Annotated in this window: 24 protein-coding genes and 1 pseudogene; 12 read left to right on the top strand and 13 right to left on the bottom strand. The window is 42.7% G+C overall.

Annotated features, from left to right (window positions below; genetic code table 11):
- Positions 1–114 precede the first annotated feature (114 nt).
- The 4 genes from F6K49_RS07420 to F6K49_RS07405 all read right to left on the bottom strand — a co-directional run bounded on the left by F6K49_RS07420 (position 115) and on the right by F6K49_RS07405 (position 6,232).
- Positions 115–2,928, bottom strand: coding sequence for a CHAT domain-containing protein (locus F6K49_RS07420; protein ID WP_293095499.1), 2,814 nt, complete (start codon positions 2,926–2,928; stop codon positions 115–117).
- Between the two features lie 162 nt (positions 2,929–3,090).
- On the bottom strand, positions 3,091–5,055 hold the full coding sequence (locus F6K49_RS07415; RefSeq protein WP_293095495.1) for a ShlB/FhaC/HecB family hemolysin secretion/activation protein: 1,965 nt from the start codon (positions 5,053–5,055) through the stop codon (positions 3,091–3,093).
- Positions 5,056–5,438: 383 nt separating this feature from the next.
- On the bottom strand, positions 5,439–5,885 hold the full coding sequence (locus tag F6K49_RS07410; RefSeq protein WP_293030343.1) for a helix-turn-helix domain-containing protein: 447 nt from the start codon (positions 5,883–5,885) through the stop codon (positions 5,439–5,441).
- Between the two features lie 197 nt (positions 5,886–6,082).
- A complete protein-coding gene (locus F6K49_RS07405) occupies positions 6,083–6,232 on the bottom strand; it encodes a hypothetical protein (RefSeq protein ID WP_293030340.1) in 150 nt (49 codons plus the stop codon).
- A gap of 151 nt (positions 6,233–6,383) precedes the next feature.
- On the opposite strand from F6K49_RS07405, the gene F6K49_RS07400 reads away from it, so the two are divergent.
- Positions 6,384–6,575 carry a hypothetical protein gene (locus tag F6K49_RS07400; RefSeq protein WP_293030337.1) on the top strand — a complete coding sequence of 64 codons (192 nt, stop codon included), beginning with the start codon at positions 6,384–6,386 and terminating at the stop codon, positions 6,573–6,575.
- A gap of 478 nt (positions 6,576–7,053) precedes the next feature.
- Positions 7,054–8,106 (top strand): annotated as a pseudogene (locus F6K49_RS07395) (patatin-like phospholipase family protein).
- A gap of 49 nt (positions 8,107–8,155) precedes the next feature.
- Here the strand turns inward: F6K49_RS07395 and F6K49_RS07390 are convergent.
- The 3 genes from F6K49_RS07390 to F6K49_RS07380 form a co-directional block, all read right to left on the bottom strand.
- Complete coding sequence (locus F6K49_RS07390) at positions 8,156–8,302, bottom strand: hypothetical protein (protein WP_293095490.1); 147 nt, start codon at positions 8,300–8,302, stop codon at positions 8,156–8,158.
- Positions 8,303–8,490: 188 nt separating this feature from the next.
- Positions 8,491–8,646, bottom strand: a complete 156-nt coding sequence (locus tag F6K49_RS07385) for a hypothetical protein (RefSeq protein WP_293029854.1) — start codon at positions 8,644–8,646, stop codon at positions 8,491–8,493.
- 105 nt (positions 8,647–8,751) lie between these two features.
- On the bottom strand, positions 8,752–10,479 hold the full coding sequence (locus F6K49_RS07380; protein ID WP_293095487.1) for a filamentous hemagglutinin N-terminal domain-containing protein: 1,728 nt from the start codon (positions 10,477–10,479) through the stop codon (positions 8,752–8,754).
- A 413-nt stretch (positions 10,480–10,892) separates the two neighbouring features.
- Here F6K49_RS07380 and F6K49_RS07375 point away from each other — a divergent pair, with 413 nt between their 5' ends.
- The 4 genes from F6K49_RS07375 (at position 10,893) to F6K49_RS07360 (ending at position 15,103) form a co-directional block, all read left to right on the top strand.
- Positions 10,893–11,084, top strand: a complete 192-nt coding sequence (locus F6K49_RS07375) for a hypothetical protein (RefSeq protein ID WP_293045128.1) — start codon at positions 10,893–10,895, stop codon at positions 11,082–11,084.
- A gap of 4 nt (positions 11,085–11,088) precedes the next feature.
- Positions 11,089–11,991 (top strand): sulfotransferase, encoded by a 903-nt coding sequence (locus F6K49_RS07370; RefSeq protein ID WP_293095484.1) that lies wholly within the window; start codon positions 11,089–11,091, stop codon positions 11,989–11,991.
- Between the two features lie 402 nt (positions 11,992–12,393).
- Positions 12,394–13,911: a carotenoid oxygenase family protein gene (locus tag F6K49_RS07365; protein ID WP_293095481.1), complete on the top strand. Its 1,518-nt coding sequence runs from the start codon at positions 12,394–12,396 to the stop codon at positions 13,909–13,911.
- A gap of 226 nt (positions 13,912–14,137) precedes the next feature.
- Entirely contained in the window at positions 14,138–15,103 is a 966-nt protein-coding gene (locus F6K49_RS07360) for a glycosyltransferase family 2 protein (protein WP_293027646.1), read from the top strand.
- A 239-nt stretch (positions 15,104–15,342) separates the two neighbouring features.
- Here F6K49_RS07360 and F6K49_RS07355 read toward each other — a convergent pair whose 3' ends face one another.
- The 3 genes from F6K49_RS07355 to F6K49_RS07345 form a co-directional block, all read right to left on the bottom strand.
- Positions 15,343–16,110, bottom strand: coding sequence for a PspA/IM30 family protein (locus F6K49_RS07355; protein WP_293027643.1), 768 nt, complete (start codon positions 16,108–16,110; stop codon positions 15,343–15,345).
- Positions 16,111–16,656: 546 nt separating this feature from the next.
- A complete protein-coding gene (locus tag F6K49_RS07350; RefSeq protein WP_293039019.1) occupies positions 16,657–17,352 on the bottom strand; it encodes a PspA/IM30 family protein in 696 nt (231 codons plus the stop codon).
- A 79-nt stretch (positions 17,353–17,431) separates the two neighbouring features.
- The gene (locus F6K49_RS07345; protein ID WP_293095478.1) at positions 17,432–18,853 is read right to left on the bottom strand and encodes a hypothetical protein; all 1,422 of its coding nucleotides are present in this window, start codon (positions 18,851–18,853) and stop codon (positions 17,432–17,434) included.
- 188 nt (positions 18,854–19,041) lie between these two features.
- Here F6K49_RS07345 and F6K49_RS07340 point away from each other — a divergent pair, with 188 nt between their 5' ends.
- The 4 genes from F6K49_RS07340 to F6K49_RS07325 all read left to right on the top strand — a co-directional run bounded on the left by F6K49_RS07340 (position 19,042) and on the right by F6K49_RS07325 (position 20,994).
- Positions 19,042–19,662 (top strand): DciA family protein, encoded by a 621-nt coding sequence (locus F6K49_RS07340; RefSeq protein ID WP_293067113.1) that lies wholly within the window; start codon positions 19,042–19,044, stop codon positions 19,660–19,662.
- A 49-nt stretch (positions 19,663–19,711) separates the two neighbouring features.
- Positions 19,712–19,834 carry a hypothetical protein gene (locus F6K49_RS07335; protein WP_293067110.1) on the top strand — a complete coding sequence of 41 codons (123 nt, stop codon included), beginning with the start codon at positions 19,712–19,714 and terminating at the stop codon, positions 19,832–19,834.
- Positions 19,835–20,168: 334 nt separating this feature from the next.
- Positions 20,169–20,486: a hypothetical protein gene (locus F6K49_RS07330; protein WP_293067107.1), complete on the top strand. Its 318-nt coding sequence runs from the start codon at positions 20,169–20,171 to the stop codon at positions 20,484–20,486.
- A gap of 358 nt (positions 20,487–20,844) precedes the next feature.
- Positions 20,845–20,994 (top strand): hypothetical protein, encoded by a 150-nt coding sequence (locus tag F6K49_RS07325; RefSeq protein WP_293027632.1) that lies wholly within the window; start codon positions 20,845–20,847, stop codon positions 20,992–20,994.
- 13 nt (positions 20,995–21,007) lie between these two features.
- Here the strand turns inward: F6K49_RS07325 and menB are convergent, their stop codons facing one another.
- Complete coding sequence (gene menB, locus F6K49_RS07320; protein ID WP_293027652.1) at positions 21,008–21,841, bottom strand: 1,4-dihydroxy-2-naphthoyl-CoA synthase; 834 nt, start codon at positions 21,839–21,841, stop codon at positions 21,008–21,010.
- 59 nt (positions 21,842–21,900) lie between these two features.
- Here menB and F6K49_RS07315 point away from each other — a divergent pair, with 59 nt between their 5' ends.
- The gene (locus F6K49_RS07315) at positions 21,901–22,836 is read left to right on the top strand and encodes a glycosyltransferase (protein ID WP_293027630.1); all 936 of its coding nucleotides are present in this window, start codon (positions 21,901–21,903) and stop codon (positions 22,834–22,836) included.
- On the opposite strand, the gene F6K49_RS07310 is transcribed toward F6K49_RS07315, so the two are convergent.
- The gene (locus F6K49_RS07310) at positions 22,814–23,041 is read right to left on the bottom strand and encodes a hypothetical protein (protein ID WP_293095473.1); all 228 of its coding nucleotides are present in this window, start codon (positions 23,039–23,041) and stop codon (positions 22,814–22,816) included. The two genes, F6K49_RS07315 and F6K49_RS07310, sit on opposite strands and share 23 nt — an antisense overlap.
- Positions 23,042–23,046: 5 nt before the next feature.
- Between F6K49_RS07310 and F6K49_RS07305 the strand changes: the two genes are divergently transcribed.
- Positions 23,047–23,244 (top strand): hypothetical protein, encoded by a 198-nt coding sequence (locus tag F6K49_RS07305; RefSeq protein WP_293095470.1) that lies wholly within the window; start codon positions 23,047–23,049, stop codon positions 23,242–23,244.
- Positions 23,245–23,708: 464 nt separating this feature from the next.
- Here F6K49_RS07305 and F6K49_RS07300 read toward each other — a convergent pair whose 3' ends face one another.
- A complete protein-coding gene (locus F6K49_RS07300) occupies positions 23,709–23,888 on the bottom strand; it encodes a hypothetical protein (RefSeq protein WP_293071907.1) in 180 nt (59 codons plus the stop codon).
- Positions 23,889–24,293 lie beyond the last annotated feature (405 nt).

The following is a 24,293-nucleotide window of genomic DNA, read 5'->3' as shown; positions in this document are numbered from 1 at the left end:
CCATCAGCTATCAGCTATCAGCTATCAGCTATCAGCTATCAGCTATCAGCTATCAGCTATCAGCCATCAGCCATCAGCTGACCACTGACCGCTGACTGCTGATAGCTTACGTTATTACAACCAATTCCCTACCATGATATAAGGAGCCCAGAAATAAGGGTGTTCATAGCTTGGGTCTTGTAAAATTGATTTTTGGGCGCGATTGAGGGCTTCAGCTTTTGAGATTGATTTGTCAGTAAGTTCCTGGTAAAACCGATTCATTAACACAGCTGTGACTTCATCATCTACTAACCAAATAGTAGCAAGGGTACTACGTGCTCCTGCTTCTATCGCTACACCAGCTATACCCAGAGCCGCTCTCTTGTCCCCAGTTGCTGTTTGGCATGCACTCAGCACCAGTAATTCGATCGGAGTGGGTTGCCGTAGGTCTGTAGTTTGCAGTAATTCCTTCAATTCAGTAACATTGATATTACTATCCCAGGTCATAATGAAAGTCTTCTGGGCTTCAGAGCTAAATTGACCATGGGAAGCAATGTGTACTACTGGGAAAGTAGCTGCTTCCAAAGAATTTTCCAACCTGGTTTCAGTAAAGTCCTGATTGAGGAGGATTTCACTAGGAACTTGAGCCTTAATTTTCTCTAGCTCTACTTCTACAAACGGCAAAGGTACAGATCCCCGACGGGATTCAGACAACCCAGCCGTTAGGACTTTGATATCTTCCCTGACTAAGCGCTCGGGATTCATTAAATCTAGTCCAGGGGTTAGCGCTATACTATACTTCTCGACTAAATACTGCTTACCGTCGTGAAGTGCTGCCATGGGAATATTGCGCAAGGCTCCATCAAGAACAAATACTAGGGTGTCTACTTGAGAGTTAGCTAAATCCTCTTCAATCGGTCGGATTACCCAATTGTATACCTGCTGCGACATTGGTAAAAATGCCCGTCGATGAACCTGCTGTAAAAACTTACGCAGTTCTTCCAGAGTAGATTCAGTTTGGTCTTGGGCAAGCTCTGTTCTATAGTGGCGCAGTTGTTGTTGGGGTAAGCGGATAATGATATCCACGCTTTCTGGTAATATGATAGGATAAATTAATGCTGCTTTAGTATCAACTTGGTCGATGACTTGATCAATCACTACAGGAGTAGCGTTTAAACAGGCTGAGCGAAAATAGTTATCTAGTTCGGCTAGCTGCAGTGACTCAATGATCTCACGGGCTTTTTCCAAGTTGTCGGGATTGGAATTCCTGCTGTCTGATTGCAGCAGTAATTGCACGAATTCTCGATAGACTGGCTCTACACTCTCTCGAAATGTAAACCTGACCTCTTGGTTAACAGCTACTAGGTCACTCCGTAGAGACTTGAGAGTGTTAACTGCTTCGGTGTAAGCTGCGATCGCATTTTGCTCTTCCCCCTGCTGTTTCAAAATACGTCCTAGTTGCCATTGCCAGCGATAGCTAATATCTGGAGCATTGATTTCTTGAGCTAACTTTAAGGCTTGTTGAGTCAGGTCTTGAGACTCTGGTAACTGCTGATTCTTCTGATAGAGTTGACCTAGACTACCAAGAGCATAAGCTTCCGCTCGCTTATCTCCCAATGCTTTAGCCTGTTGTACTGCAGTAGCTAGGATTTTCGCAATTTCATAAGAAGGCTCAACCCCAGTCTTAGCCGAAAGCTGAAGTCTCTTGGCTGAAGTCTGAACATTTCTTTCATCCTTGATACTTCTGACTTCATCCTTCATTAGGCTTTGAGCAAAATTAATCCTCAGATAGATACTGCGGCGGCTCAGAGGTAAGGATTCCAGTTGAGGCCAGATTTGAGGAATTAATGCTTGTGCTTGCGCAATCCTTTTATTGTCAATCAATAAGCTAAGTTGATTTAATTGGGCTTCAAGCTTAGTGATTGGATCTAATGACTCATCGAATGCTTGTTGATAGTAATCAATAGCTTCGTCTAATTCTTGCTGAGCCCGTGCTGTATTCCCTAAGCTAAATAATGTAGCGCTAATCTCTTCAGACGATGGTAAGTTTCGGGCAATCTCTAAGCTTTTTTCTAAGGTTTCCCGGGATTGACTCAGCTCTCCTACTAATTGACGCATATTTCCAAGCGATCGCAATCCTATCGCTTTGTTCAAAGAGTCAGGTTGAGCAGTTAACGATTCCTCGACCTGATTGAGTAGATTCAACGCCCGCTTATACATTCCTAATTCTTGTAGGGCTTGCGCTATATTAATCCGACTCCGAATCTGACCGGCTTCATCCCCTAATTCACCATAAGTTACCGCAGCTTGCTCCCAACTTTCCATTGCTGCTTTTGCTTCTGATGAACCAAGCTCAATACTTCCTTTTATCATTAGGGATTGAGCCAGCACTTGTAAGTATCCTGTAGACTTATCGGTGGCTTTTAGAGAGCGCAATATTTTTTCACTATTAGCGATCGCATTCTTGGCTTGAGTCCATAACCCCAGTTGCTGATAAGCCAACGAGAGATTACTTAACACCATCGCTTCTGAGAGTTGATCTCCCTGAGTTTGATTACTCTCAAGAGCTTGTTCTAAAACATCTACTGCTTCGGCGAATCTACCTGAATCGTAGAGACCTTTGCCCTGTTTAAGTAACGTGGAAATTTTAAAGTTAGCAGGTTGAAGGTTAGCAGGTTTAAAGTTATCAGGTTTAAAGTTAGCCGGTTTAAAGTTATCAGGTTTAAAGTTAACAGCTTGTTCGCCTTTGGCGTTCGAGTAGGGTAGGTTAGCCGGTTTCAGGTTTGTCCCTTTAAGAGCAATATCCCCTTCAACATTCAACCTTTCAACCTTCAACCCTTCAACCCCTTCAACCTCCAACCCTTCAACCTTAAAGGTTTGTGGGATTTTTGCTAAAACCGGAGGTACTAAATTGCACAGTAATGCTGTTAGCAGAGCAATCAGAGGCAACCTTATCCACCTCTTTATCCTCAACCCTAAGGATTTACGATTTACTCTACCTATACTACCACAATATATCTTTTTTTTTACCATGGCTGATTTTCTCCCTTACTGCACCTCATCGCTATCAAAAACGCTATATTCATTAGAATCTAGAATTTTTTTTTCTGTTCAAAATGGTCTAAAAATCACCGAAAAGTAGAATCCATCTTCCTGTAAGGTTCTATCTCTAGTTTCAACATCCACCAACTGCAAGCCCCAGCCGATATTAGCCTCTAGTAAATCTCCTTGCTGCCATCGCAAACCTAGACCAAGGGATGCGATCGTGTTATCATCAATATCATTTTCATCGTCTTTATTCCAGCCAGTACCAAAATCAAGAAAAGGAGTTAACTGCACTAGAGTTCCGCTATCATGATTCTGAATAATTGGCAGACGCAGCTCCGCAGAAATAAAGGCACCATTGTCTGATAAAATTAGATCCTGGCGATAGCCCCGTACACTCTGTAAACCCCCAATCCCTATCTGTTCTAATGGTACCAAGCCTCGGTCTGCTAGTTGCACATCCCCTCGGATTAATAAGATAGTGTTTGGTGCCAGTAGCCTTACCCATTGCCCTTGACCACGCCACGCGAAGAAATTGCTATCTGGTTCATCCCTGTTAATGGTAGTATCTCCTGAACTAATCCCGATACTTAACTGGGAACGAGCTGCTAACACTTGTTGCTCACTGCGCTTCGTCCACTCTTGGAATAACCGGATGGCATTAATCCGCGTACGCCCTTCATCATCAGCTCCTGCTGATAAAGGAAAGGGCGTATCTAATATAGATGTTTCACTTTCCTGGCGTGAGCCGGTGATACCAATAGCTACTTCTTCCGTAGGAGTTTGGAATACAGGCTGGCGCAGGGTTATTTCATAAAACCGTGATTCTGAGTCAATATCTATCCTATCAAAAGGAGGCTCAATTACTTCACTAGCTGTTGTCCCATAAGCCAAGCGCAGAGTACCATTACGAGGATTAATCGGTAAGGTATAGCTAACATCAAAGGTATCACTACCATCAGTGTTAGTATAGTTTAATTCTAAGGCATCTCCCAATCCCAGTAAATTGCCTTCTCGAATTTGGGGACGACGCCGAAAGCTTCCGACACTGGGAGAGCGCCCATTATCTAATGTTATTTGGGTGCTGAAGGTATCGGCTTCAGTTACTTTTACTTCTAGCAAACTCTCCCCAGGCTCAATACCCGCCGACAATTCAGCTGAGATGTTGGCAATTAGAGGGTCGAGTCGCAGCATTTGTAAGCCGTTCAGTAAGCGCCTTACATTCAGAGGCTTCTTGGTAGCGATCGCAAGACGGCTTTTGATGTAATTAGGATTAAGCCGACTCAGACCCTTGACAATAATATCTTCTAATTCCCCTTCGATAATGTCAATTCTAACTACCCCATCTTCAAGTTGCTGAGGTGGGATATAGGCTCCAGAGTTAACGTATCCTTCTTTATCATATAACTCCGTGATCTCAGACCGGATTTTAAATAATGCTGGGAAAGATATGGGTTGATTGAGGAAAGGATCGGTAATTTCCGCTAATTTTTCCTGGCTGAATACCGTTGAGCCAATAATATTAAAGCGTTTAATGACAATTCGTTTTGGAATGTCCTCCAGAATTTCGTCCGGTAGATCAGGGCTAGGAGCAGATGGGTCAAGAAGTTCGTCCACAGGAGGAAGTTTCTGGGGAGGTTGAGGTTCTGGTGCTGGTTCCAGAGAGGGAGGTCGTCTAGGCTCGGGGAAAGGGATTCGCCGCCGATCCTCGGGTAGCTCTATACCCGGAGGTAGGTTTGGAGGTAAGGCTTGACTAATTTTTGCCGAGGCTGGAGGACTCGGTAGTTGGTTAATATCGATGGCGTTGAGATTTGTTACAGTGTCGCTCCCTAAAACTTGATTATCCCTTTTGTTCAAGTTCTCTGGAATTGGCACTGGCTCCTGTGGCCATGAATCCTTTACGAAGATTAGACTCTGATCATTAACAGCAGCTCCAGCTTCTAAAGGTTTCAAGATTAGGCTACTAACGACTGCTAATGCACCCAAGGTTAACAGAGATGAACTCCTGACTACCGCAACAAATCTAAACATTACTTACCAGATCGCAATTGTTTTTAGTAGGTAAGAACTATTAATTAGTTTTCCTGGTGCTAGAGTGACAAATAACACGAACAGTAGTCAAGGGTAAGGGAATAAATTGAGAACTAATGTAATATATCTGTAGATATATCAGTGTATTTAGGGATAACTTTTGCGTCCGCTGAATGTGACTAGTAAGTATATCTACTAATCATCTAGGGATAACTTTTGCGTCCGCTACTCCGAGTGAAGCATTTCTGCTGTTTGATTTGAACCCTTGACCAATAACATTAAGGTTTTAACCTTCAAGTTAACACCTTGTTTTTTTGATTCTTAAGCTACGCAAACAAGTAGCTTCCAGCTGGGATGACCCCAAGCTAATACTGATCTTGCAATTAACTAAAGACTTTAGTGAGAATTTCTACACAAGGGTCAACTTCCAGCCACACCGTAGCCCCACAATCCTTGGGACAATTGGGTTGATAGACTAACCGAGATGGACCCTTGATTTCTACATAATGACCGTAGGTGTTGCGATTGCCTTGTTTGACAGTGAGCACAGGCTTATAGGTGTCGTACTTTTTATTTTGCTTAATCACGTTCTGGTTGACGTGGATGTAAGTCGCCACCTTCTGGAAACCTCTTCTCCAGGTTCCCTTGGGTCCACGGCGACCAGGACTGACCCTAGGCAAGCCGTTAAATAGGGGAATTTGCCAAAATCTGCCTACTTTTTGAGCGCCCTTAATTCTGCCATTTTTGAGAAGTTGGCGAACTCGTTGGACGCAAATCCCTAGAAGAAAAGCTGCTTGGGTAGTTCCGACTATCTTGGTTTGTTGGTTCATTTTTTGTGATCCTTTACTATCGCGCTAACCTTATATCTAATATAACACATGAATTTCAGGTTGTGTTAGGTTTTTTGCAAAACTTTACATTTTATTTAGCGCTAGTCTTTATGCATGCTAAGGGTTGTTTGGGTTAATTAAGTGATGAGCTTAAAATAGCGCTATACTTTAGCCAAATTTATCTAGCGCTAATTTTTTTACCCGATTCCCGACTCCCGACTCCCGATTCCCGATTCCCGACTCCCGACTCCCGATTCCCGATTCCCGATTCCCGATTCCCGACTCCCGATTCCCGATTCCCGATTCCCGACTCCCGACTCCCGACTCCCGACTCCCGACTCCCTCAAGACTTTGTTACAAAAATTTGCAAAATATGTTATAATTAAAGTTTTTTATGTTATAATATAAACATCGACGTGAAAGCGTTAAGAGCCAGCCTGAAGTTTTCCCAAGGCCGAAGGCTGGCTCTAGACCCCCAGTTAAGGAGATACCTAAAGTATGACTTACTCTGAACGCCTATACCCCTGGGCAATCATCCGCCTATTGCCACAAATGCAACGAGTCGTTGTTGGTCGGTACCGGAACCGGTCTGATGCCGAGGGGCATTTGCAGGTGCTTAAACGCCTGATGCCTGATGGGGAATTTGTGATTATTTTTGATTTGCCCGAGTCTATGGATGAAGAAACTTAGGGGGATTATGGAGTTGGGAGTTTTTTTCACAGCCTTGTTTTTCCTCTAAAGGAGTATATAAATAGTTCAATCTAGTAAATTTACTGAAGTCATTCAATAAAAACGTCGCTAAATTCGGTGTATACTGAAAAAGGGAGACTTCAATAACAAAGAATTGAAGTCTACTCCCTCCATATCAGGTATTTGTTCGTAATACCAACTTGCGTACCAATCCGTATCCATAAGTTTGAGTCACGCCAAATTTTAGTTTTTTTCGTAAGTAGTCAGTTTTTAATATTACGCTTATCGTTGCAAGTTGGTATAGCACTAAGCATTAAGGTGTTTGACGTTGATAAAAGCTAAAAAGCAGTTGTAGTAAACTTTTGTCTTTTGCCTTTTGCCTCTTGCCTCTTGCCTTGCGCGTAGCGCTATGCTATATAAGTGCTGAGTACTTACGTTAAATTGCTCAGGGATATCTTATCATTGGGATAGATTAGTTATGACTTACAAGATTTTAAGCTTAGATGGTGGTGGTTTTCGGGGAGTAATATCTGCTCGAATTATCCAAAAATTTGAAGAAAAACTTGACAAGCCATTGCATGAATACTTTGATTTAGTAGCTGGAACGTCTACAGGTTCTCTTCTAGCTGCTGGGATTTGTCTAGGAAAAACTGCTGATGAGTTACTAAACCTTTATGAATAAAATGGTGAAAAAATATTCCCAAATAACACGAAAGTTTGGCGTGATATTTCTATACTTAGGAATTTTTTTAATGTTGGTCGATACCCTCATCAGGGACTAGAGGCTGTATTAAAAGGTCAATTTGGCTCTACTAAAATCAGTGACATCTCTGAGAATAAACCGGTTTTATTAATTCCTGCTTATTGGACTCAAAAACGGAGAACCATGTGGTTTTGTAGTAATAACCCTAAATCAGAACGTCAATGGTATGACAATATTGAAATTTGGAAACTATGTGTTTGCTCCGCCTCGGCTCCAACTTTTTTTCAACCTTATAATTTAGATAATGAAAAAGTGCCAGAAAAAACGTTTATCGATGGGGGTATTGCAGTTAATAATCCGGCTCTGATTGCCATAGCTCATGCCCTACTTCTTCCATATCATCCCTCTAATCCAAAGCATAAAAAGCAACTTAAACTCGATGATATAGCCATTGTTTCTATTGGCACAGGTAACGTAAAAAAGCCATACAGCTACAAGGAAGTTAACAGTTGGGGAATGGTAGGTTGGGCACAACAGCTAGGTAATCTATTTATGCCTGCCCCCAATCAAGTTAATGCGGACGTTTGCTGGCAAATAATTAGACAAGGAAATGAGGATAATGCCAAGCGTGTGTTACGCCTTGATTTTGATATAAAAGATTCGGAAAAAGATTCTAAATTGGGAGCTATTGATAATCCTGATCTATATAGTGATTTTGTTGACGCTGCGGACAACTACCTTAAAAAGGGTAAAGCTAGGGTAGGAAAAGACGAATCCCATAATCCTATAGAGGCAATTGAAGAGTTCATCGAGAATAACCCTATATAACAAAAAGAAGAGAGTCAGACACAACAGAGTAACGGCAAGGTGAAGGTACCTAGTCAAGTATGATCAGGGTGTTTAAGAGCTGAACTATTGATTTAGCAAGGCTCTTTTGTGGAAAGCGATCGCATAAGCGCGGAAGCGATCGCATAAGCGCGGAAGCGATCGCATAAGCGCGGAAGCGTTCCCGTAGCGTGGCCAAAGGCCTCAGCTTCCGGAGCGTAGCGTCGGGCTTTGCACGAATCGCTTTATTTCCGAAATTGCTGTAATTTTCGATAGTGACAGGATTCCACCGAAGCTATTTAAACTAGCGCGCTATACTTATCCAACAGTAATCTAATTGCTGACAATTGCTGCAATTTTCAACATCAAGCTAAACTATCGGATGCCTCAATCCTTATCAATACAATAGTTAGGAATAACAGTATTCGGTTCAACCGTCAGGATAATTGTACCATCTTCATCAACAGTCCAACCTTGAGCTTCCACTATTTTCTTGGGACGAGAAGCAGTAGGAGTATTGGCAGTGGGGCGTTTTCCTCTCATGGGCAAGTAACTGACTTCAGAGGTAGGAGTAGAAGTAACTTTGTCGATCCTGTTTGGTTCAGTTAGCGCTACTTTTCCACTCCTGGGACAGTTAGCAACAATTAATTACGAGGGGTTAACTAGTGATATTGGTAAGTTGCCAGGATCCTGAGTAGAATTAAGCTTACCATTGATCTCCAACAACCCAGATAAAGACAAATCCCCCGTAAAACTAATAGCAGAAATATCATTAAATGGAGTCCGACCTTCCTGTAACCTGAAATTTATCAATAAGCCTTGCAGGGTGATAGCGATGTTTCCATCTTTGGCTGTTTCAGTATTGGCAAAGATATCATTAATCTTTTCATCGTCCGAGGGGATATCCTGATCCTTTTCAGCTTCGATATCAAGTCTGGTATTATCAGCGAGAGTAACATTACCATTAACCTCTAATGATACATCCCCAGCACTGCTATCTTGTCCCTGATTAGCTTGGTCTGTTTGAATGGTAGGTTCGTTTTCCGATACTACAATGTTAGTCGTAGTGATGGTAATGTTTCCGCCAACAGCATCTACGCTTGTTATTATACTTCCTCCTGGTTCACCTGTTCCGTCATCAGTTAAGGTCAAGCCTCCATCCTGACTTCCCTGAATAGGATCAATAATCACAAGTGAATCAGTTGTTATAGAAATCCCACCTGCATTCTGATCATTTACATCATTGATAGTGGAGATTCCCTGAGCTATTTGAGAATTGTTTAGTGTCAACGAGCCAGCATCGATAGTGATTTGACCTGCTTCTCCACCTTCTTCCTTTGTGATCGTAAAGATTCCCTGACGGTCTTGCTCAGGAGTAGAATTAATCGATACTGAGTTATCAGCTGTTATTATTATATCACCACTTTTATTGCCATTCTTATCAGTTATCGTAACAATCCCCTGATCATTGTTGGAAGTTTCTACTTCCACAGAATCAGCAATAATCCTAATCTCACCACCATCAACATTGCTATCTTCTGGCACCAAGGTTTCTATAGCGCTATCCTTAACTACAACATTCCCTTTCTTGACGCCATCGGGAAAATCTAAACCCAGCTTGTTACCGTCTCTAGTTAATGCTACTTGTCCTTCTGCTGCGCTCAATCCCGCTAATAGAATATTCCCACCTTGATTGGTGGATATCTTACTATCTTCGATAACCTCAACATCACCACCAAGCAACAACAGGTTATCAACGGCTAGCTTCTCTAACTTAGCTTGACTGGTAATACTACCACGATTCATATTACCGGGAATTTGATTAAAGAAGAACACATTAGGATTAACCGTCAATAATGGTGAGGGAGGCTCTGGATTAGACGCACTAAACACTCCTTGATTTCCAAACCCAATCCCATCAGCAGTGGTGCCCACAAAGGAACCCGATACATCCAGCTTGGCATTCTGCCCAAACAAAATCCCCTTGGGATTAATCAAGAACAAATTCGCGCCACCATTGACACCCAAGGTGCCAAAAATATTAGAGGCCTTCCCACCAGTTACCCGAGAAATAATATTTTCAATCCCAGCTGGATTAGCAAAATAAACGCTTTGTCCGTTTCCCACATTAAATTCTAGGAAACTGTGGAACAAATTGATATCTCGGATTGCTCCTCCCTTAATGAGATCAACAATTTCCCCATTTACCTGACCCGAGCCCAGGTCTAGCAAAGACCTTTCCCCCTGGGGCAAGGTAGTATCAGGAGTAATCTGAGCATTAGCTTGGTTTACTGAAAATGCGTACGCTCCACTAATGGCTAAGCATAGGGCTAAACCTAACTGAGTGTTATTGCGTTTTAAGACATCTAATGCCATGGGATTTGTTCTCTTGATCTTGGGGAGGGTTAGTTAGCTTCAGCTATCAGTTATCAGTTATCAGCTTGCCCATTGGCGTACGCTACGTGGGGTTTATTTTAAGCTAACAGCTGACTGCTGATTGCTGACAACTGACTTTTGATTAATAGTCGCTTGAAGCTGCTATTGCTAGTAGCAATACTAATTATTACTGCACGGAATAATAATAACAGAATTTATTATACCTATACTTTCTCGCCATTGATGTAAAGTTTTGTGAAATAATGTTAGCTAGGGTTACAGAGATGGGTAAGGGTTCTACTAGATAATAGAGATAACCAAGGGATATAGGGAGCCGAAATCAATAGTAATAATTTTTGTTCCCGATTCCCGATTCCCGATTCCCTTTGCTATAGACAGTCTGCTACGGCAGTTTGCATCACTATCAAGTACACTGGATTTTATCCTTCTTCCCTCTTCTCTACTCCCTGCTCCCTCTTCCCTGCTCCCTGCTCCCTGCTCTGTGCTCCCTGCTCTGTGCTCCCTGCTCCCTGCTCCCTGCTCCCTGTTCCCTCAAACCCAGAGATTTGTACCTCATGGGTATAAGACTTGCTATAAATAGATAGACTCATGAAAATGCCCAACTTTTTAATCCTAGGTGCAGCTAAGGCTGGAACTACTTCAATTTATCGATATCTAAAGCAGCATCCGCAAATCTACATGAGTCCTGCCAAGGAACCTAGGTTTTTTGCTTTTGAAGGGGAAAATTTAGATTTTCGTGGGTTAGGAGATGAAAAAGAAGCTGATTTCATGGTCACTGATATTGACGCCTATCGTGCCCTCTTTAAAAAGGTAACTAATCAAGTAGCTATTGGTGAAGCATCTACAAGTTATCTCTACATTGCGAAATCTGTTGAACGCATAAAGTACTACATTCCTAAAGCCAAACTGATCGCCATTCTTCGAGATCCAGCAGAAAGAGCCTATTCCAACTATTTACATTTACTCAAGCAAGAGCGCGAACCATTGGATTTTGCTGAGGCTCTTGCCCAAGAAGAGGAGCGCATTCAAAATAACTGGTGGTCTTTCTGGCACTATAAACACCAGGGACTTTACTATGTCCAAATGAAGCGTTATTATGATGTGTTTGAAAAAAGCCAGATTAAGGTTTATCTATACGAAGATTTGAATAATAATCCTCTAGGTATGCTGAAAGATATGTTTGGTTTTTTGGAGATAGACGATACCTTTACCCCAGATATATCTGAAAAAGTTAGGCAAGCTCCTCGCCTTCCCAAGAACAAAGCGTTGGAATCATTTTTGAGCCAACCGCACCCAGTTAAATCAATTCTGAGTCCATTGCTTCCTACTAGCCTCAGGGATAAACTAGTTAACAAGATTAGATATTTAAATCGTGGGAAACCTAAGTTATCACCAGCAGTGCGGAAGCAATTGATTGAATTCTATCGCGAGGATATCCTCCAGCTTCAAGATTTAATTGGTCGGGATATTTCCCAATGGCTAAAGTGTTGAAAATTAAGTGAACAAGTAAGTAGCGTGAGCTAAAAGCTCACGGCTGATTGCTGACAACTGATGCTTGATTAATAGTGGCTTGATGCCGTTATTTTTACTATAAATACTAATTATTACTGCTGGGAATAATAATATATATTATTATTCCTATACTTGCTAGCCATGGATGTAAAGTTTTGTTAAATAACGTTAGCCAGGGCTACAGAGATGGGTAATGGATATAGGGCTCCCAAATGAATTATGAGAATTTTTGTTTGCTGTTCCCTACTCCCTATTCCCTATTCCCTATTCCCTATTCCCTACTCCCTATTCCCTTTGCTATAGACAGTCTGATAAAGTAATAAAATGTAAATAAAGTTAAAAACTATTTATAAAATAATCTGGATAAAGACTTGACAAGCAATGAAAAATGTGTTATACAAAGAAGCCAATGGGGATTCTAATCCTGGGATGTCCTATAGCCAGGAATATTGGGCAAGGGGTTATGAGTCCCAACCGGGCGAATACGATTATTGGATTGATCAGGTAGAAGGGGAAATTCCTGGGGAGTTGCAGGGGACTTGGTTAAGGAATGGTCCTGGTTTGCTGGATATTAATGGTTACCCGGTGCATCATCCGTTTGATGGGGATGGGATGATTTGTGCGTTCGCATTTGATCACGGTCGAGCCCATTTTCGCAATCGGTTTGTACGCACAGAGGGCTTCTTAGCGGAACAGAAAGCGGGGAAACCCCTTTATCGAGGAGTGTTTGGCACTCAGAAGCCTGGGGGTTGGTTAGCGAATCTATTTGATGTCCAACTCAAAAATATTGCTAATACCAATGTAATCTACTGGGGTGGCAAGCTCTTAGCCTTATGGGAAGCAGCTAAACCTTACGGTTTGGACCCCCATACCCTTGAAACCTTGGGTGAAGATAACTTGGATGGAGTATTAGCAGGGGGTGAATTCTTTGCTGCTCATCCTTGGATTGACCCTAGTAGTAAGCTTGATGGTGGTCAACCCTGTCTGGTGAATTTCGGGATTCAGCCAGGTCTGTCTACCAAAATTACTATTTACGAATTCGACCCAACCGGTAAACTATTACGACGCCAAGCTTATATTGTTCCTGGTTTTGCCTTTATCCACGATTTTGCGATTACCCCAAACTACTGTATTTTCTTCCAAAATCCTGTTAGCTATAATCCTATTCCGTTCCTGTTGGGATACCGAGGAGCTGGTGAGTGTGTGGCATATCAGCCTGAGCAACCGACCCGGATTATAGTGATTCCTCGTAAACAGAATACAGAGGGAGTCAAAATCCTAGAAACCCAATCGGGCTTTATCTTCCATCACGCTAATGCTTTTGAGGAAGATGGCAAGATTTATGTGGATTCCATTTGCTACGAGTCATTATCAGCACTAGACGTAGGTAGTGATTTTCGGGAGGTTGATTTTAATGCGATCGCACCAGGGCAACTCTGGCGCTTTAGTTTAAACTTAACGGAGAAAACCGTAGCGAGTAAGTTGTTAGAAGAGCGCTGTTGCGAGTTTCCCAGCATTAACCCTAATTATGTAGGACATCCCTATCGCTACTTATTTATCGGAGCTACTGATCATCCCACCGGTAATGCTCCATTACAAGGAATTCTCAAAATAGATACGGCAACAAAGACACAACAATTCTGGAGTGCTGCGCCTAAGGGTTTTGTAAATGAACCAATGTTTGTGCCACGACCCAATGCTGAACGAGAAGATGATGGTTGGGTATTGACCTTAGTATATGATGCTAGTCATCACCGATCGGATCTAGTAATATTAGATGGTCGTGATTTAACTAGTGGACCGGTAGCAACACTCCACTTGAAGCATCATATTCCTTACGGCTTACATGGTAGCTGGAGTTGTGAGTTGTTGGGAGTTGGGTTGAAGGTTGAAGGTTAGTTGGTTGAAGGTTGAAGGTTAGTTGGTTGAAGGTTGAAGGTTAGTTGGTTGAACGCGATTGCGTGGCCAATAGGCCAAGGTTGAATCAGGTTTTTTAAAGTTTTAACCAACATGAGGAGATAATTGAGCTAAACTTATTAGTTATTAAGCTTGCAGGGGAATTATAGGGTTGGAGCTTTGATAGTTAAAGCTAAGCTAATAGCAGAATTTTCCTCAGGGGTGCCAGATGAAATTCAGCGTTGTCATCACGACTTATAATCGCCTAGATTTACTCAAGCGTGCGATAGAAAGCGCACTTGCTCAGACATTTGCCTGTGAAATTGTTATCGTTGACAACGGTTCGTCTGATGGGACCGAAGGTTATGTCAAAGAGCGCAGCGAAGCCTTAGCACGTGGTGGTGAGCAAAGCTTAGTTTATCACCGAAATGCTTACAATAAAGGTCACGCGGAAGCGGTAAATCAAGGGGTAGAGTTGGCAACTGGTGATTGGATCAAGCTGTTGGATGATGATGACTACTTAGCCAGGAACTGTATTGAAGAAATGGCTGATGCGATCGCATTACATCCGAAAGCAGTGATTTGCTCTTGCCAATCGGCTCAAGTAGATACCTTAGGAGCCGAACTAAGTATAACACGGCGAGTGGGTTCACTGCAAAGGTTATATATTGCCCAAGAAGACATTCATTATGGAATGCTTCTGGAAATGGTACCGTTTGGGACCCCAGTACAAGTCGCTTTCTCCCGTGATGGGTTTCTCAGTTCCGGTGGTTGGGATTCTAGCTTAGATACCAACTTTGATGATATTGATTCCTGGATTAAAATTGCTCAGTTTGGGGATGCTATATTTATCAATAAGTGTTTAGCTTACCGGACGGTTTGGTCTGGTGCTTATAATCAAAAGTTTTCGTTCGGGAAACGTCTGAAGACCCATATTTCCATTAAGGAAAAAATCTATGCACAAATCAGTAATAAATACCAAGGTAAAGTGCCATTACTGTGGGAGCTGGGAGCTTATCTGAGATTACATTGGGGCTTAGTAGCTCTTAAACGAGGTAAGTTCCTCAGTGCCGCTAAGTTATTGTTTCCTGAGTGTTTTTCACCGATTGCTTTCTCACCCATTGCTTGGAAGTTACTGTTACTTAGAAAGACTCTAGGCGGCGAACCCTCATTATACCACAAGTTGCCGGTTTAATGGGGCAACTAACTTAAATCATTGGTCATTGGTCGGAAATTGCCTATTGACCATTAACCATTTTCTTTAACACAAAGTGATTAATTAGTCAACTAAAACTTAAAAATTGTAAATTGGCTAGTAACCAATTAGCTAGTAACCAATTAGCTAATAACCAATTAACAATTACCAATTAACCCTTAAACATTAAAAATTAACAATTTCCCTGAAGCCAAAGTGATTAACCGGATTTGATCTGACTACAGATTATCAATTTGTTTACGAAGGTCTTCCAACTCTTTGTCAACGGGTGAATCTGAGGAAGTAGATTTTTTCTCCTCTGAAGCTGGTAAAGCTTCTTGAGATACAGAACCACCAGCCAACTGAGCTTTCATTGAGGCCAACTCATCATCAACATCATTGCCTTCCAAGAGTCTAAATTGACTTTCCAAGTCAGCACCACCCAGCTCATGGGCAGCTTGAGAACGAGCCTCCATCTCCAAGACTTTCTGTTCCATACGCTCAAACGCTGCTAAGGAGCCACTAGTATTGAGAGACCCCATGGTTTGTTGTAACTTTTCATTAGCCTTAGCCGCCTGAGCTCGTGCTTTGAGCATATTCTTTTTGGTCTTGGCTTCGGAAATTTTGCCTTCGAGAGCAACCAGATTACGCTTAAGAGTATTGACCTGCTCAGTTTGCTGATCCAACTGAGTTTTCAGGGTAGCAGCAGTATCAGCATTGCTCTTCTTACGCACCAGAGCCTCACGAGCTAGGTTTTCATCCCCTTTGGTCAGAGCCAGCTGAGCTCTCTTCTGCCAGTTGTTAGCTTCTGTTTGGTTTTTGTTGTATTGCTGCTCTGTGCGTTTTTGTTCAGCAATTGACCTGGCAACTGCTTGACGCAATTGAACCAGATCCTCTTGCATATCAACAATAGCTTGATCAAGAATCTTTTCTGGATCCTCAGCCTTGCTGACCATATCGTTCAGATTAGCTCTGACCACTCTGCTCAGGCGATCAAATAATCCCATAACACTGTTTATCCTCTAGGAGTGTACATTGTAGGTAAAAAACTGGCTTGCTGGTGCGTAAGCCTAGTTAAGTTGTCTTGAGGGACAAGCAATTGTTGCTGTCGAGTCTCAAGTCTGGTTGGGTAGCTGAAAAATTCGCGGGCTTGACCCATACCCTAGCCATTAAGACAGGGAGCCTTTGATCCAGTGTAAAAACTTCTTGGGAAAAAGTGCTAGACAACAAGCTAAGGTTTGAACTCTCTGGCGGCTGAACCATGGGGGATTTATCGGGATTGCTGTTCGAGGGGTTAAAAACTGGTTTCCACAGGCGCTTATGATATAATAGTGCCATCTTCAGCAGAAAACGTCCTTGTCTTATTCTACCTATTTGCTTTGTGAGTATTCAGAAAGAAGATAGATAAAGGGATGTTTGCCTGTATAGTAACCCCTTGGGTCAAGGCTCTAAGGTGTTTTGATACAACGTTTCCAACCTGCAATTGAGCTGACCACAGGGACACTAATTACTTTTTCCAGCTATTTATCCAATTTTCCCAAATTTTTCGGTTATTATGCCTGAGTTGAGGGTAATTTGGGAGTTTCGGTTCCTTGAATCAGATTAGCTTTCATGGCGGCTAACTCAGCTTCCACATCATCGTTAGCTTCGAGAGCGGCAAATTTCTGATCCAGTTGATTGCTACCTAACTCAGCCATTGCCTCAGACCGGGCTTCAAGCTCCATTACCTTATCTTCCATCTGCTCAAAAGCACTCAAGGCACTACTGGTACCTACATTACCGAGCATCTCATTAATTTTCATGGATGCCTTAGCTGATTGAGCCCGAGCAATATACAAGTTCTTTTTGGTTTTCGCCTCTGAGATTTTATGTTCTAGGGTACGCAGATCTTCCTTGAGCTTGGACACAATATCAGCTTGCTGGGACAGCTGAGCTTTCATAGTTGTGACGGTCACCTGATGAGATTTCCGCCGTGTCAGGGCATCCCGTGCCAACTGGTCGTCTCCTGCTGACAAGGCTAACTGAGCGCGACGGTACCATTGCTCAGCAGCGGCTTGAGCCTGAGAGGCTTGTCGCTCCGTGCGTTTTTGGGTAGCGATCGCTTGAGCTACAGCCTGACGCATTTGAATCAAATCCTGCTGCATATCATCTACAGCCTGTTCCAGGATTTTCTCAGGATCTTCAGGTTGGTTAATCAGACTATTAAGGCTAGCGCGAATGATTCTAAACATACGATCTAGTAATCCTATGGCAGCTTTCCATCATGATCAGGGCTTAGGGAATGAAAACTGATGTTATTCAGATTGAACCTGACACTTAACACTTAAGTCAAGGACGATAAATCGAAGCAGAAATTCCCTGTTGCTGGAGTTTTTCTAGCAAACCTTGTGCTTCATGTTCAAATTTGAAGGCTCCCATCTGAATGCGGGTACCTTGAGATAATTTGCGCACATAGGCATCAGGAACAATTGTCCTAGCTTGCTGTAGGGAACGTTTACCATCGTAGTTGATCAGCACATAGTAGAAAGGATCGCGAGCAGGTAAAGAATCCTCTGCCACTGTTCTTAGAGATGCGGCTTGATTTTGGAGTGTTTCAGATATAGCTGGTTGAAGTAATCCCGACTGTACCCGTCTTTCTGGCGGTACTAAAGAGCCTGAAGTTGTTGGTAATGATGACAGGGGAACCTTTTGCAGTGGTTGAACAGAAGGCAAAAGTACTGAAGATAAGGAAGACCCTTTAGGAGGCATCGGTCTATTTACCACCTTAGGAGCTGATTCAACCACCTTAGGTAAAGGGAGATCTTTTGTATAAAAAGGTGTTTGCTGCGGTCTTGGAGTACCTTCTACTTGAGAAAGGGTATGTAAGTTCAAGTCTACAAATTCCTCAGATGCCAAATTAGGACCACCCTGTAGGGGAGAATGGGGAACCGACTCAGTCTGTTGTGGTTGATGTGGTGTAATTTCCTGAGGGGTTTTGGAGATCTTGGGGATGATGAAGCTGATCAGCCGCGACAGATCCAGATTACTTAACACCGATGGATTGGAGAAGATATAGGGTAGGGTAGCGCTTAACAACAGCAAAAGTACCATGAAACCGACATTCAACGGAGTCAACAGTTGGTAGGAAACCTGCTTTTGGTTGTCAAATTCTTCTTCGTCTTCTGCCAGACTCTGTAGTAGTTTTTCTGATGATTCGAGATAATCTTCTGGCTGGGTTTGGTTAGCCCCTAACTTGATCAAACTACCTGAGTCTTCAGGCAATTTTTCAGGAGGGTTAAGTTGCTCGGTAGCCTCTTTCTGAATTGCTAGGCTAGCACTTTCCCCATTATTATGCTGGGATACAACTGGTGGCTGAGTAGGTTTCGGGGACTGTGATGACAGGGAATTTAGGGATTCAGTCTCAACCAATGGCTGTTGTGGTTGTTTGAGAGAAGTTTTCCCTTTGGCAGTTAGGTTTGGCAGTGCAATGGTTGATGGCTGGTTTAGTCGAGGGATGGTCTGGTTTGTCGGTGATGGTGAGGGTTTCTGTTGTACCTCACCGACAGAAATTAACTCTAGGGGTTTACGGACCCGGTTACGACCAAGACCACGGTTAGTCATTACTGGGCGTCCTACTCTTCGACGTCGGTAGCGCGCTAATTCTTCCTCTAGTTGTACATCAAGGCTACTCAGAGCAGCTTGTAAAACTGAGTTGAGGTTGTAGTTACCGGTCGAGCTAGGGGAAGAATTAACTGAGGAGTTTTGGCTCATAGCGGACTCTATCGGTAGTTTGTGCTACAGAACAAGCAACAGGACTTACGCAGCCATTCTATCTTGAGGGTCACCCTACTAACTCTAAGCTAGTTTTTTGCCCAGTGTGGCACAGGCTTCTAGCGTGGCACAGGCTTCGACGCTGTTACCTAAGTCCTGAAGAAATTAATTAATTATAGTAAGGCGATATGCTTAAATCTCTCAATCAGATCTTAGATAGGATTACAAATCAGCCCGAGTGGCAAGGTGTACAACGCTTATCATACCTAATTAAGTGTTGGTCTGAAATAGTAGGAGTGAACATAGCTAATCATACCAGACCCTATGCTATCTCCAGGGATATCTTATATGTGGCTACGTCTAGCTCTGTTTGGGCACAAGAACTAAAATTTCAGCGCCGGATGTTGTTGAAACGGCTTAATGCTCGTTGGTCTGAGCCCCTAGTTGACATCCACTTTTCTCCAGCTCAGTGGCAGAAAACACAAGTTTTGGGCAATGGCTATTCACAATCTGAGACCCCAAGCCATAGACATCCTAGCACCATTTTGCCAATGTCTTCATCACTGGTTTCTGAGCAGTTGGATCACACAGAAAACAGAGAAAGTAGTGAAGCCACTGACAAAACTACTGACAAAACTACTGACAAAACTCAGGTACCCCAAGCAGCGTTTAAACGTTGGGCAAAGATGATGCAGATGCGATCGCAAAATTTCCCACTTTGTCCTCAGTGTCAGTGTCCGACTCCACCAGGAGAACTCCAGCGTTGGGATGTCTGTGGTCTTTGTGCTATTAAGCAATGGCAAATTTAGAGCAAGGTTTTAGTTGGGAGTTGGGAGTTGGGAGGTAGGGAGTTGGGAGTTGGGAGTTGGGAGTTGGGAGTTGGGAGTTGGGAGTATAGGGCATTCCTGTTCCCTCTTGGCTCTTGGCTCTTGGCTGTTGCCTATTCCCAATTCCCTGTTCCGGGATCTGCTGTTCCCTTGATTTTTATAACACTGAACTGATACTTTTGCATAAGTTAATCCGAATAACTTCAGTATCTAAATACACTTTTGGTGTGTTTTTTTGCTTGATCCCTATGGGGTTTTGGTATAAAACAAGTCAATTCTTTCAGAAGCTATCGGTTTTTGTTACTTTTTGTAAAATAATTTGTATCTATTTGTAACAAAATAATTAATAAAATATTAAAGCCTCAGTGGTTAAGGATATGGCTATAACCTAGGCTGGTCAACAGCTTGCTATCTATAACAAGCTGAGGTAAGGGGTAGCAGAATTAAATGTGAAGAGGATATAAATTTTTCCGGAAAAAAGAGTTATCATGAAAACATTGAATTTACCTATATCTAGTTGTCGATTCTGTCGGTATTATCAGTCAGAAGGACGCCGAGGGGGTGTGTGTCAACAACTTGGGGTGCCTGTCAGAGCTACCTGGAAAGCTTGTGCTTTTGCTCTGCCTACCTTTTCTTCTTCTTCTTCTTCTTGGGAGAAACTAGAAGAGATTTGGCAAGATGAAGAAATGATGCTCACAGAGGAGCTATCGGTAAAGTGTTCTGAAAACTCCTCTGGGTCAGACATGACCGTTGAAGGTGAGACCATCACCTCTAAGAATTCGTCAACAGACATCATGCTGGTGTAAATTGTTGATGTAAATTCTTCGTTTGATCAGCAAGAGCAGCTTATTAGCAAGATTAGCAGTATCTTACTAGTAACTTCCACCTTAATACAATCAATAATTCAAATAAACAAATTTCACAAAAACCAGTTTAAACCAAATCTTCTAGTTCTAGTAGTTACCTGCTCAAAGGTGTCAGCTTAAAAAGCCAAATAATTTCATAAAAATCGGCACCTGATATTTGCTATTAAAATAGCTTTCGTCGCACTTTGATTCAACATAAGGTGCGTTTTTTGTTGATAATCAAATTTTGCACCAAGTTTAAAATTGTTTAAAATTAATCTGTAAAGGTAGGGAACAGGGAACGGGGAACTTCGGATCAGTGATAAAATTTGACTCTGTCTTGATGCAGCCCCTCCACACTCGTGCTTTGCATCAAGACAGCGGTAATTGTGCCCTACTCCCTAATCCCTACTCCCTACTCCCTACTCCCTACTCCCTACTCCCCAGAAATTTGTACCTCACCAATTGATAACTGCTATTATCTAAGGTAACCAAGGATATTGACGAAAATCTGGTGGACGCTTTTCTAGGAAAGCTTGTTTACCTTCGGCTCCTTCTTCTGTCATGTAATAGAGTAAGGTAGCATTACCAGCTAGCTCTTGTAGACCAGCTTGACCGTCGCAATCGGCGTTAAATGCAGCTTTCAAGCAACGAATGGCAATAGGGCTCTTTGTCAAAATTTCCTTTGCCCACTGTAGGCCTTCCGCTTCCAACTGCTCCACTGGAACTACACAGTTAACTAAACCCATTTCTAGGGCTTGAGATGCGGTGTATTGACGACAAAGAAACCAAATTTCTCGGGCTTTTTTTTGACCAACAATTCGGGCAAGATAGCTAGCGCCAAACCCACCATCAAAACTACCCACTTTCGGGCCAGTTTGACCAAAGATAGCATTATCAGCGGCAATAGTTAGGTCACAAATCAGATGTAGGACATGACCACCACCAATAGCATATCCAGCAACTAGGGCAATCACTACTTTGGGTATGGAACGAATCAGGCGTTGCAAATCCAATACGTTCAAGCGAGGAACGCCATCTTCTCCAATATATCCAGCCTTGCCTCGTACACTTTGGTCACCACCAGCACAAAAGGCGTATTTGCCATCGGTGTGGGGACCAGCACCAGTCAATAGGACAACACCAATACTGTGATCTTCACGGGCATCACAGAAAGCATCATAAAGTTCAAAGACGGTTTTGGGACGAAAGGCATTGCGTTTGTGGGGACGATTGATGGTAATTTTAGCAATACCGTCGGTTTTATGGTATAGAATGTCTTCGTAAGTTTTGGCAGTTTGCCAGTCAATTTGCATAAAGTTTTCCACGCGATCGCTGTTTAAGTTCACAATGATATCAAATTCATAAGGTTCCCTTGTTTTTAAGCATTGTCATTCCCACTTACAATCGCTTACCGATTCTAAAAAAGTGCCTAATCGCGTTAGAACATCAGCAACTTAGACAAGATAGCCAGATCTGGGATTATGAAGTTGTTTTAGTGGATGATGGCTCAACGGATGGCACTTTAGATTGGTTGGCAGCACACGGGGATCAGTTTCCCCATGTACGCTCATTTGCTCAAAACCATGCTGGACCGGCTGCAGCCCGGAATCTAGGGGTGAAGGAGGCTAAGGGTGAAATAATTATCTTTATTGATAGTGATTTAGTAGTTACTGAGCATTTCCTCCAGTCTCATGCTGATGCTTTGGTACAGGCACAGCAGCGTCTGGGATGCGATCGCTTATTCACTTACGGTTGGGTGATCAATACCTGTAATTTCGAGGACCCTACCAGCGAACCCTATAAAATTACCGATTTCTCTGCTGCCTATTTTGCGACGGGGAATGTTGCGATCGCACGAAAATGGCTCTTAGAAGCTGGACTCTTTGATACTCGCTTCCAACTCTATGGCTGGGAAGACTTAGAACTAGGTGTCCGACTCAAACAACTGGGCTTAAAACTGATTAAATGTCCCCAAGCTGTAGGTTATCATTGGCATCCTCCCTTTAGCCTCGACCAAATTCCCCGGATGATTGACCGGGAAATTCAACGGGGGCGTATGGGTGTATTGTTTTATCGAAAACACCCTACCTGGGAAGTCAGGATGATGATTCAGATGACCTGGCTACACCGATTACTCTGGGGGATTCTGTCTTTAGGTGGACGACTCAACGAACGCACCATGGCTCCCTTTTTACAATGGCTAATTGACCGAGGTAAATCCCAGCTAGCCTTAGAAATTGCCCGAATTTTCCTTAACTGGTATAACGTTCAAGGTGTTTATGCTGCTAATCGGGAAATGGAAGGTTGAAGGTTGGAGCTTGGAGGTTGAAGGTGGTCGGTTGAAGGTTGTTCGCGTAGCGTGGCCTATTGGCCAAGGTTGAAGGTGGTCGGTTGAAGGTTGTTCGCGTAGCGTGGCCTATTGGCCAAGGTTGAAGGTTGTTCGCGTAGCGTGGCCTATTGGCCAAGGTTGAAGGTTGACAGTCAAGAAAATAAATATTTAAGCTGATTTGCATTTAAATTGGTTATTTCCCGTTCCCTGTTCCCTGTTCCCTGTTCCCTGTTCCCTGTTCCCTGTTCCCTGTTCCCTGTTCCCTGTTCCCTGTTCCCTGTTCCCTGTTCCCTGTTCCCTTTTCCCTGTTCCCTGTTCCCTGTTCCCTGTTCCCTGTTCCCTAAAATCTTTATTGATTACTCCATACAGCTGCCCCAACATCAATAAAAGTCTTGTTGTGATCACATAATTGAGTGACCAAACGTGTAGCGATCTGATCGTTAATTATAGTTCCTAAACTTTCCGATTTAGTGACTGCCCCTTTTACCCTATCTATTTTATCACGGGTTGCCATTGCCAGTTTCCCAAGGAAAGTACCCAGAATTAGTTGCTTCATTACGAGGTAGTTGGCTTTAGACCTTACCTACTACTATACAGTCTAACTTTGGGTCTTCCGGACAAAATGATGCTAATTGAGCACAGAGCAACTCTAAATCTAATGCTGGCCAAGGATTTTGGGTATTTAGATATCCTAGACGAGTAAGAAACAAATTCTAAAAAAAATACATCTATACAGAATAGTTATTTTAGCTGATCGTAAAAATTATAACCTCATAAATTAGAATTTTATTTATTTGTAAATGCTATATCTACAAACCAAACTATCTGGAAAAAACCAAATTATAATTAATCTAGTGTAAGCATTCAGCTATCAGTTTATGGGCTACGTTAAGTCCCAGCGTCGTTCGCACAGCGTGGCCAAACGCGCCCCGCGTGGCCTTTAGGCCAAGGCCAAAGCCTGTGCCACAAAGCTGTTCCCGTAGCGTGGCCAAGCTACGTGAATGGCCAAGGATTTTTCTGTTGACTTTCAATTCTCATTCATCTATCAATATTAAATTCTCCCGTTCCCGTAGCGTGGCCATAGGCCAAACAGGTTTATTTTAAGCTGACGGCTGACAGCTGACGATATACTTTTCTTATTCCAAGAGGATTTTGATTAATTAATTCTTATCCAGAGTGTTGTATATTTGTGATGTTTATAGCAAAGACAGCAATTTGTCAAGCCCTCTTACCAAAACTTCACGGTCTTGCTCCCATCACCTGTGGGCTTGATATCCTCAATGGATTGTCTTTTTTGGGTACCCTTGAAGGCCCTAGCCCTTCGGGCTAATCCCTCTCAAGTTCCTACACATAACTCATCAATTGTAAAGCAATTTTTAAATTACTGAAAATGGTGTCCTATTTGGCACTTATTTCGGCTTTACCCCTAACTGTTC

The sequence above is a fragment of the Moorena sp. SIO3I6 genome, from assembly GCF_010672095.1.
This window is presented reverse-complemented; position numbering and strand designations above follow the sequence as displayed.

Excerpts from the sequence above, each read along its gene's own strand:
- F6K49_RS07415 (WP_293095495.1), bottom strand. The coding sequence starts at position 5,055 with ATGTTTAGATTTGTTGCGGTAGTCAGGAGTTCATCTCTGTTAACCTTG.
- F6K49_RS07410 (WP_293030343.1), bottom strand. The coding sequence starts at position 5,885 with ATGAACCAACAAACCAAGATAGTCGGAACTACCCAAGCAGCTTTTCTT.
- F6K49_RS07400 (WP_293030337.1), top strand. The coding sequence starts at position 6,384 with ATGACTTACTCTGAACGCCTATACCCCTGGGCAATCATCCGCCTATTG.
- F6K49_RS07385 (WP_293029854.1), bottom strand. The coding sequence starts at position 8,646 with ATGAGAGGAAAACGCCCCACTGCCAATACTCCTACTGCTTCTCGTCCC.
- F6K49_RS07380 (WP_293095487.1), bottom strand. The coding sequence starts at position 10,479 with ATGGCATTAGATGTCTTAAAACGCAATAACACTCAGTTAGGTTTAGCC.
- F6K49_RS07370 (WP_293095484.1), top strand. The coding sequence starts at position 11,089 with ATGAAAATGCCCAACTTTTTAATCCTAGGTGCAGCTAAGGCTGGAACT.
- F6K49_RS07365 (WP_293095481.1), top strand. The coding sequence starts at position 12,394 with ATGAAAAATGTGTTATACAAAGAAGCCAATGGGGATTCTAATCCTGGG.
- F6K49_RS07360 (WP_293027646.1), top strand. The coding sequence starts at position 14,138 with ATGAAATTCAGCGTTGTCATCACGACTTATAATCGCCTAGATTTACTC.
- F6K49_RS07355 (WP_293027643.1), bottom strand. The coding sequence starts at position 16,110 with ATGGGATTATTTGATCGCCTGAGCAGAGTGGTCAGAGCTAATCTGAAC.
- F6K49_RS07345 (WP_293095478.1), bottom strand. The coding sequence starts at position 18,853 with ATGAGCCAAAACTCCTCAGTTAATTCTTCCCCTAGCTCGACCGGTAAC.
- F6K49_RS07340 (WP_293067113.1), top strand. The coding sequence starts at position 19,042 with ATGCTTAAATCTCTCAATCAGATCTTAGATAGGATTACAAATCAGCCC.
- F6K49_RS07330 (WP_293067107.1), top strand. The coding sequence starts at position 20,169 with ATGAAAACATTGAATTTACCTATATCTAGTTGTCGATTCTGTCGGTAT.
- menB (WP_293027652.1), bottom strand. The coding sequence starts at position 21,841 with ATGCAAATTGACTGGCAAACTGCCAAAACTTACGAAGACATTCTATAC.
- F6K49_RS07310 (WP_293095473.1), bottom strand. The coding sequence starts at position 23,041 with ATGCAAATCAGCTTAAATATTTATTTTCTTGACTGTCAACCTTCAACC.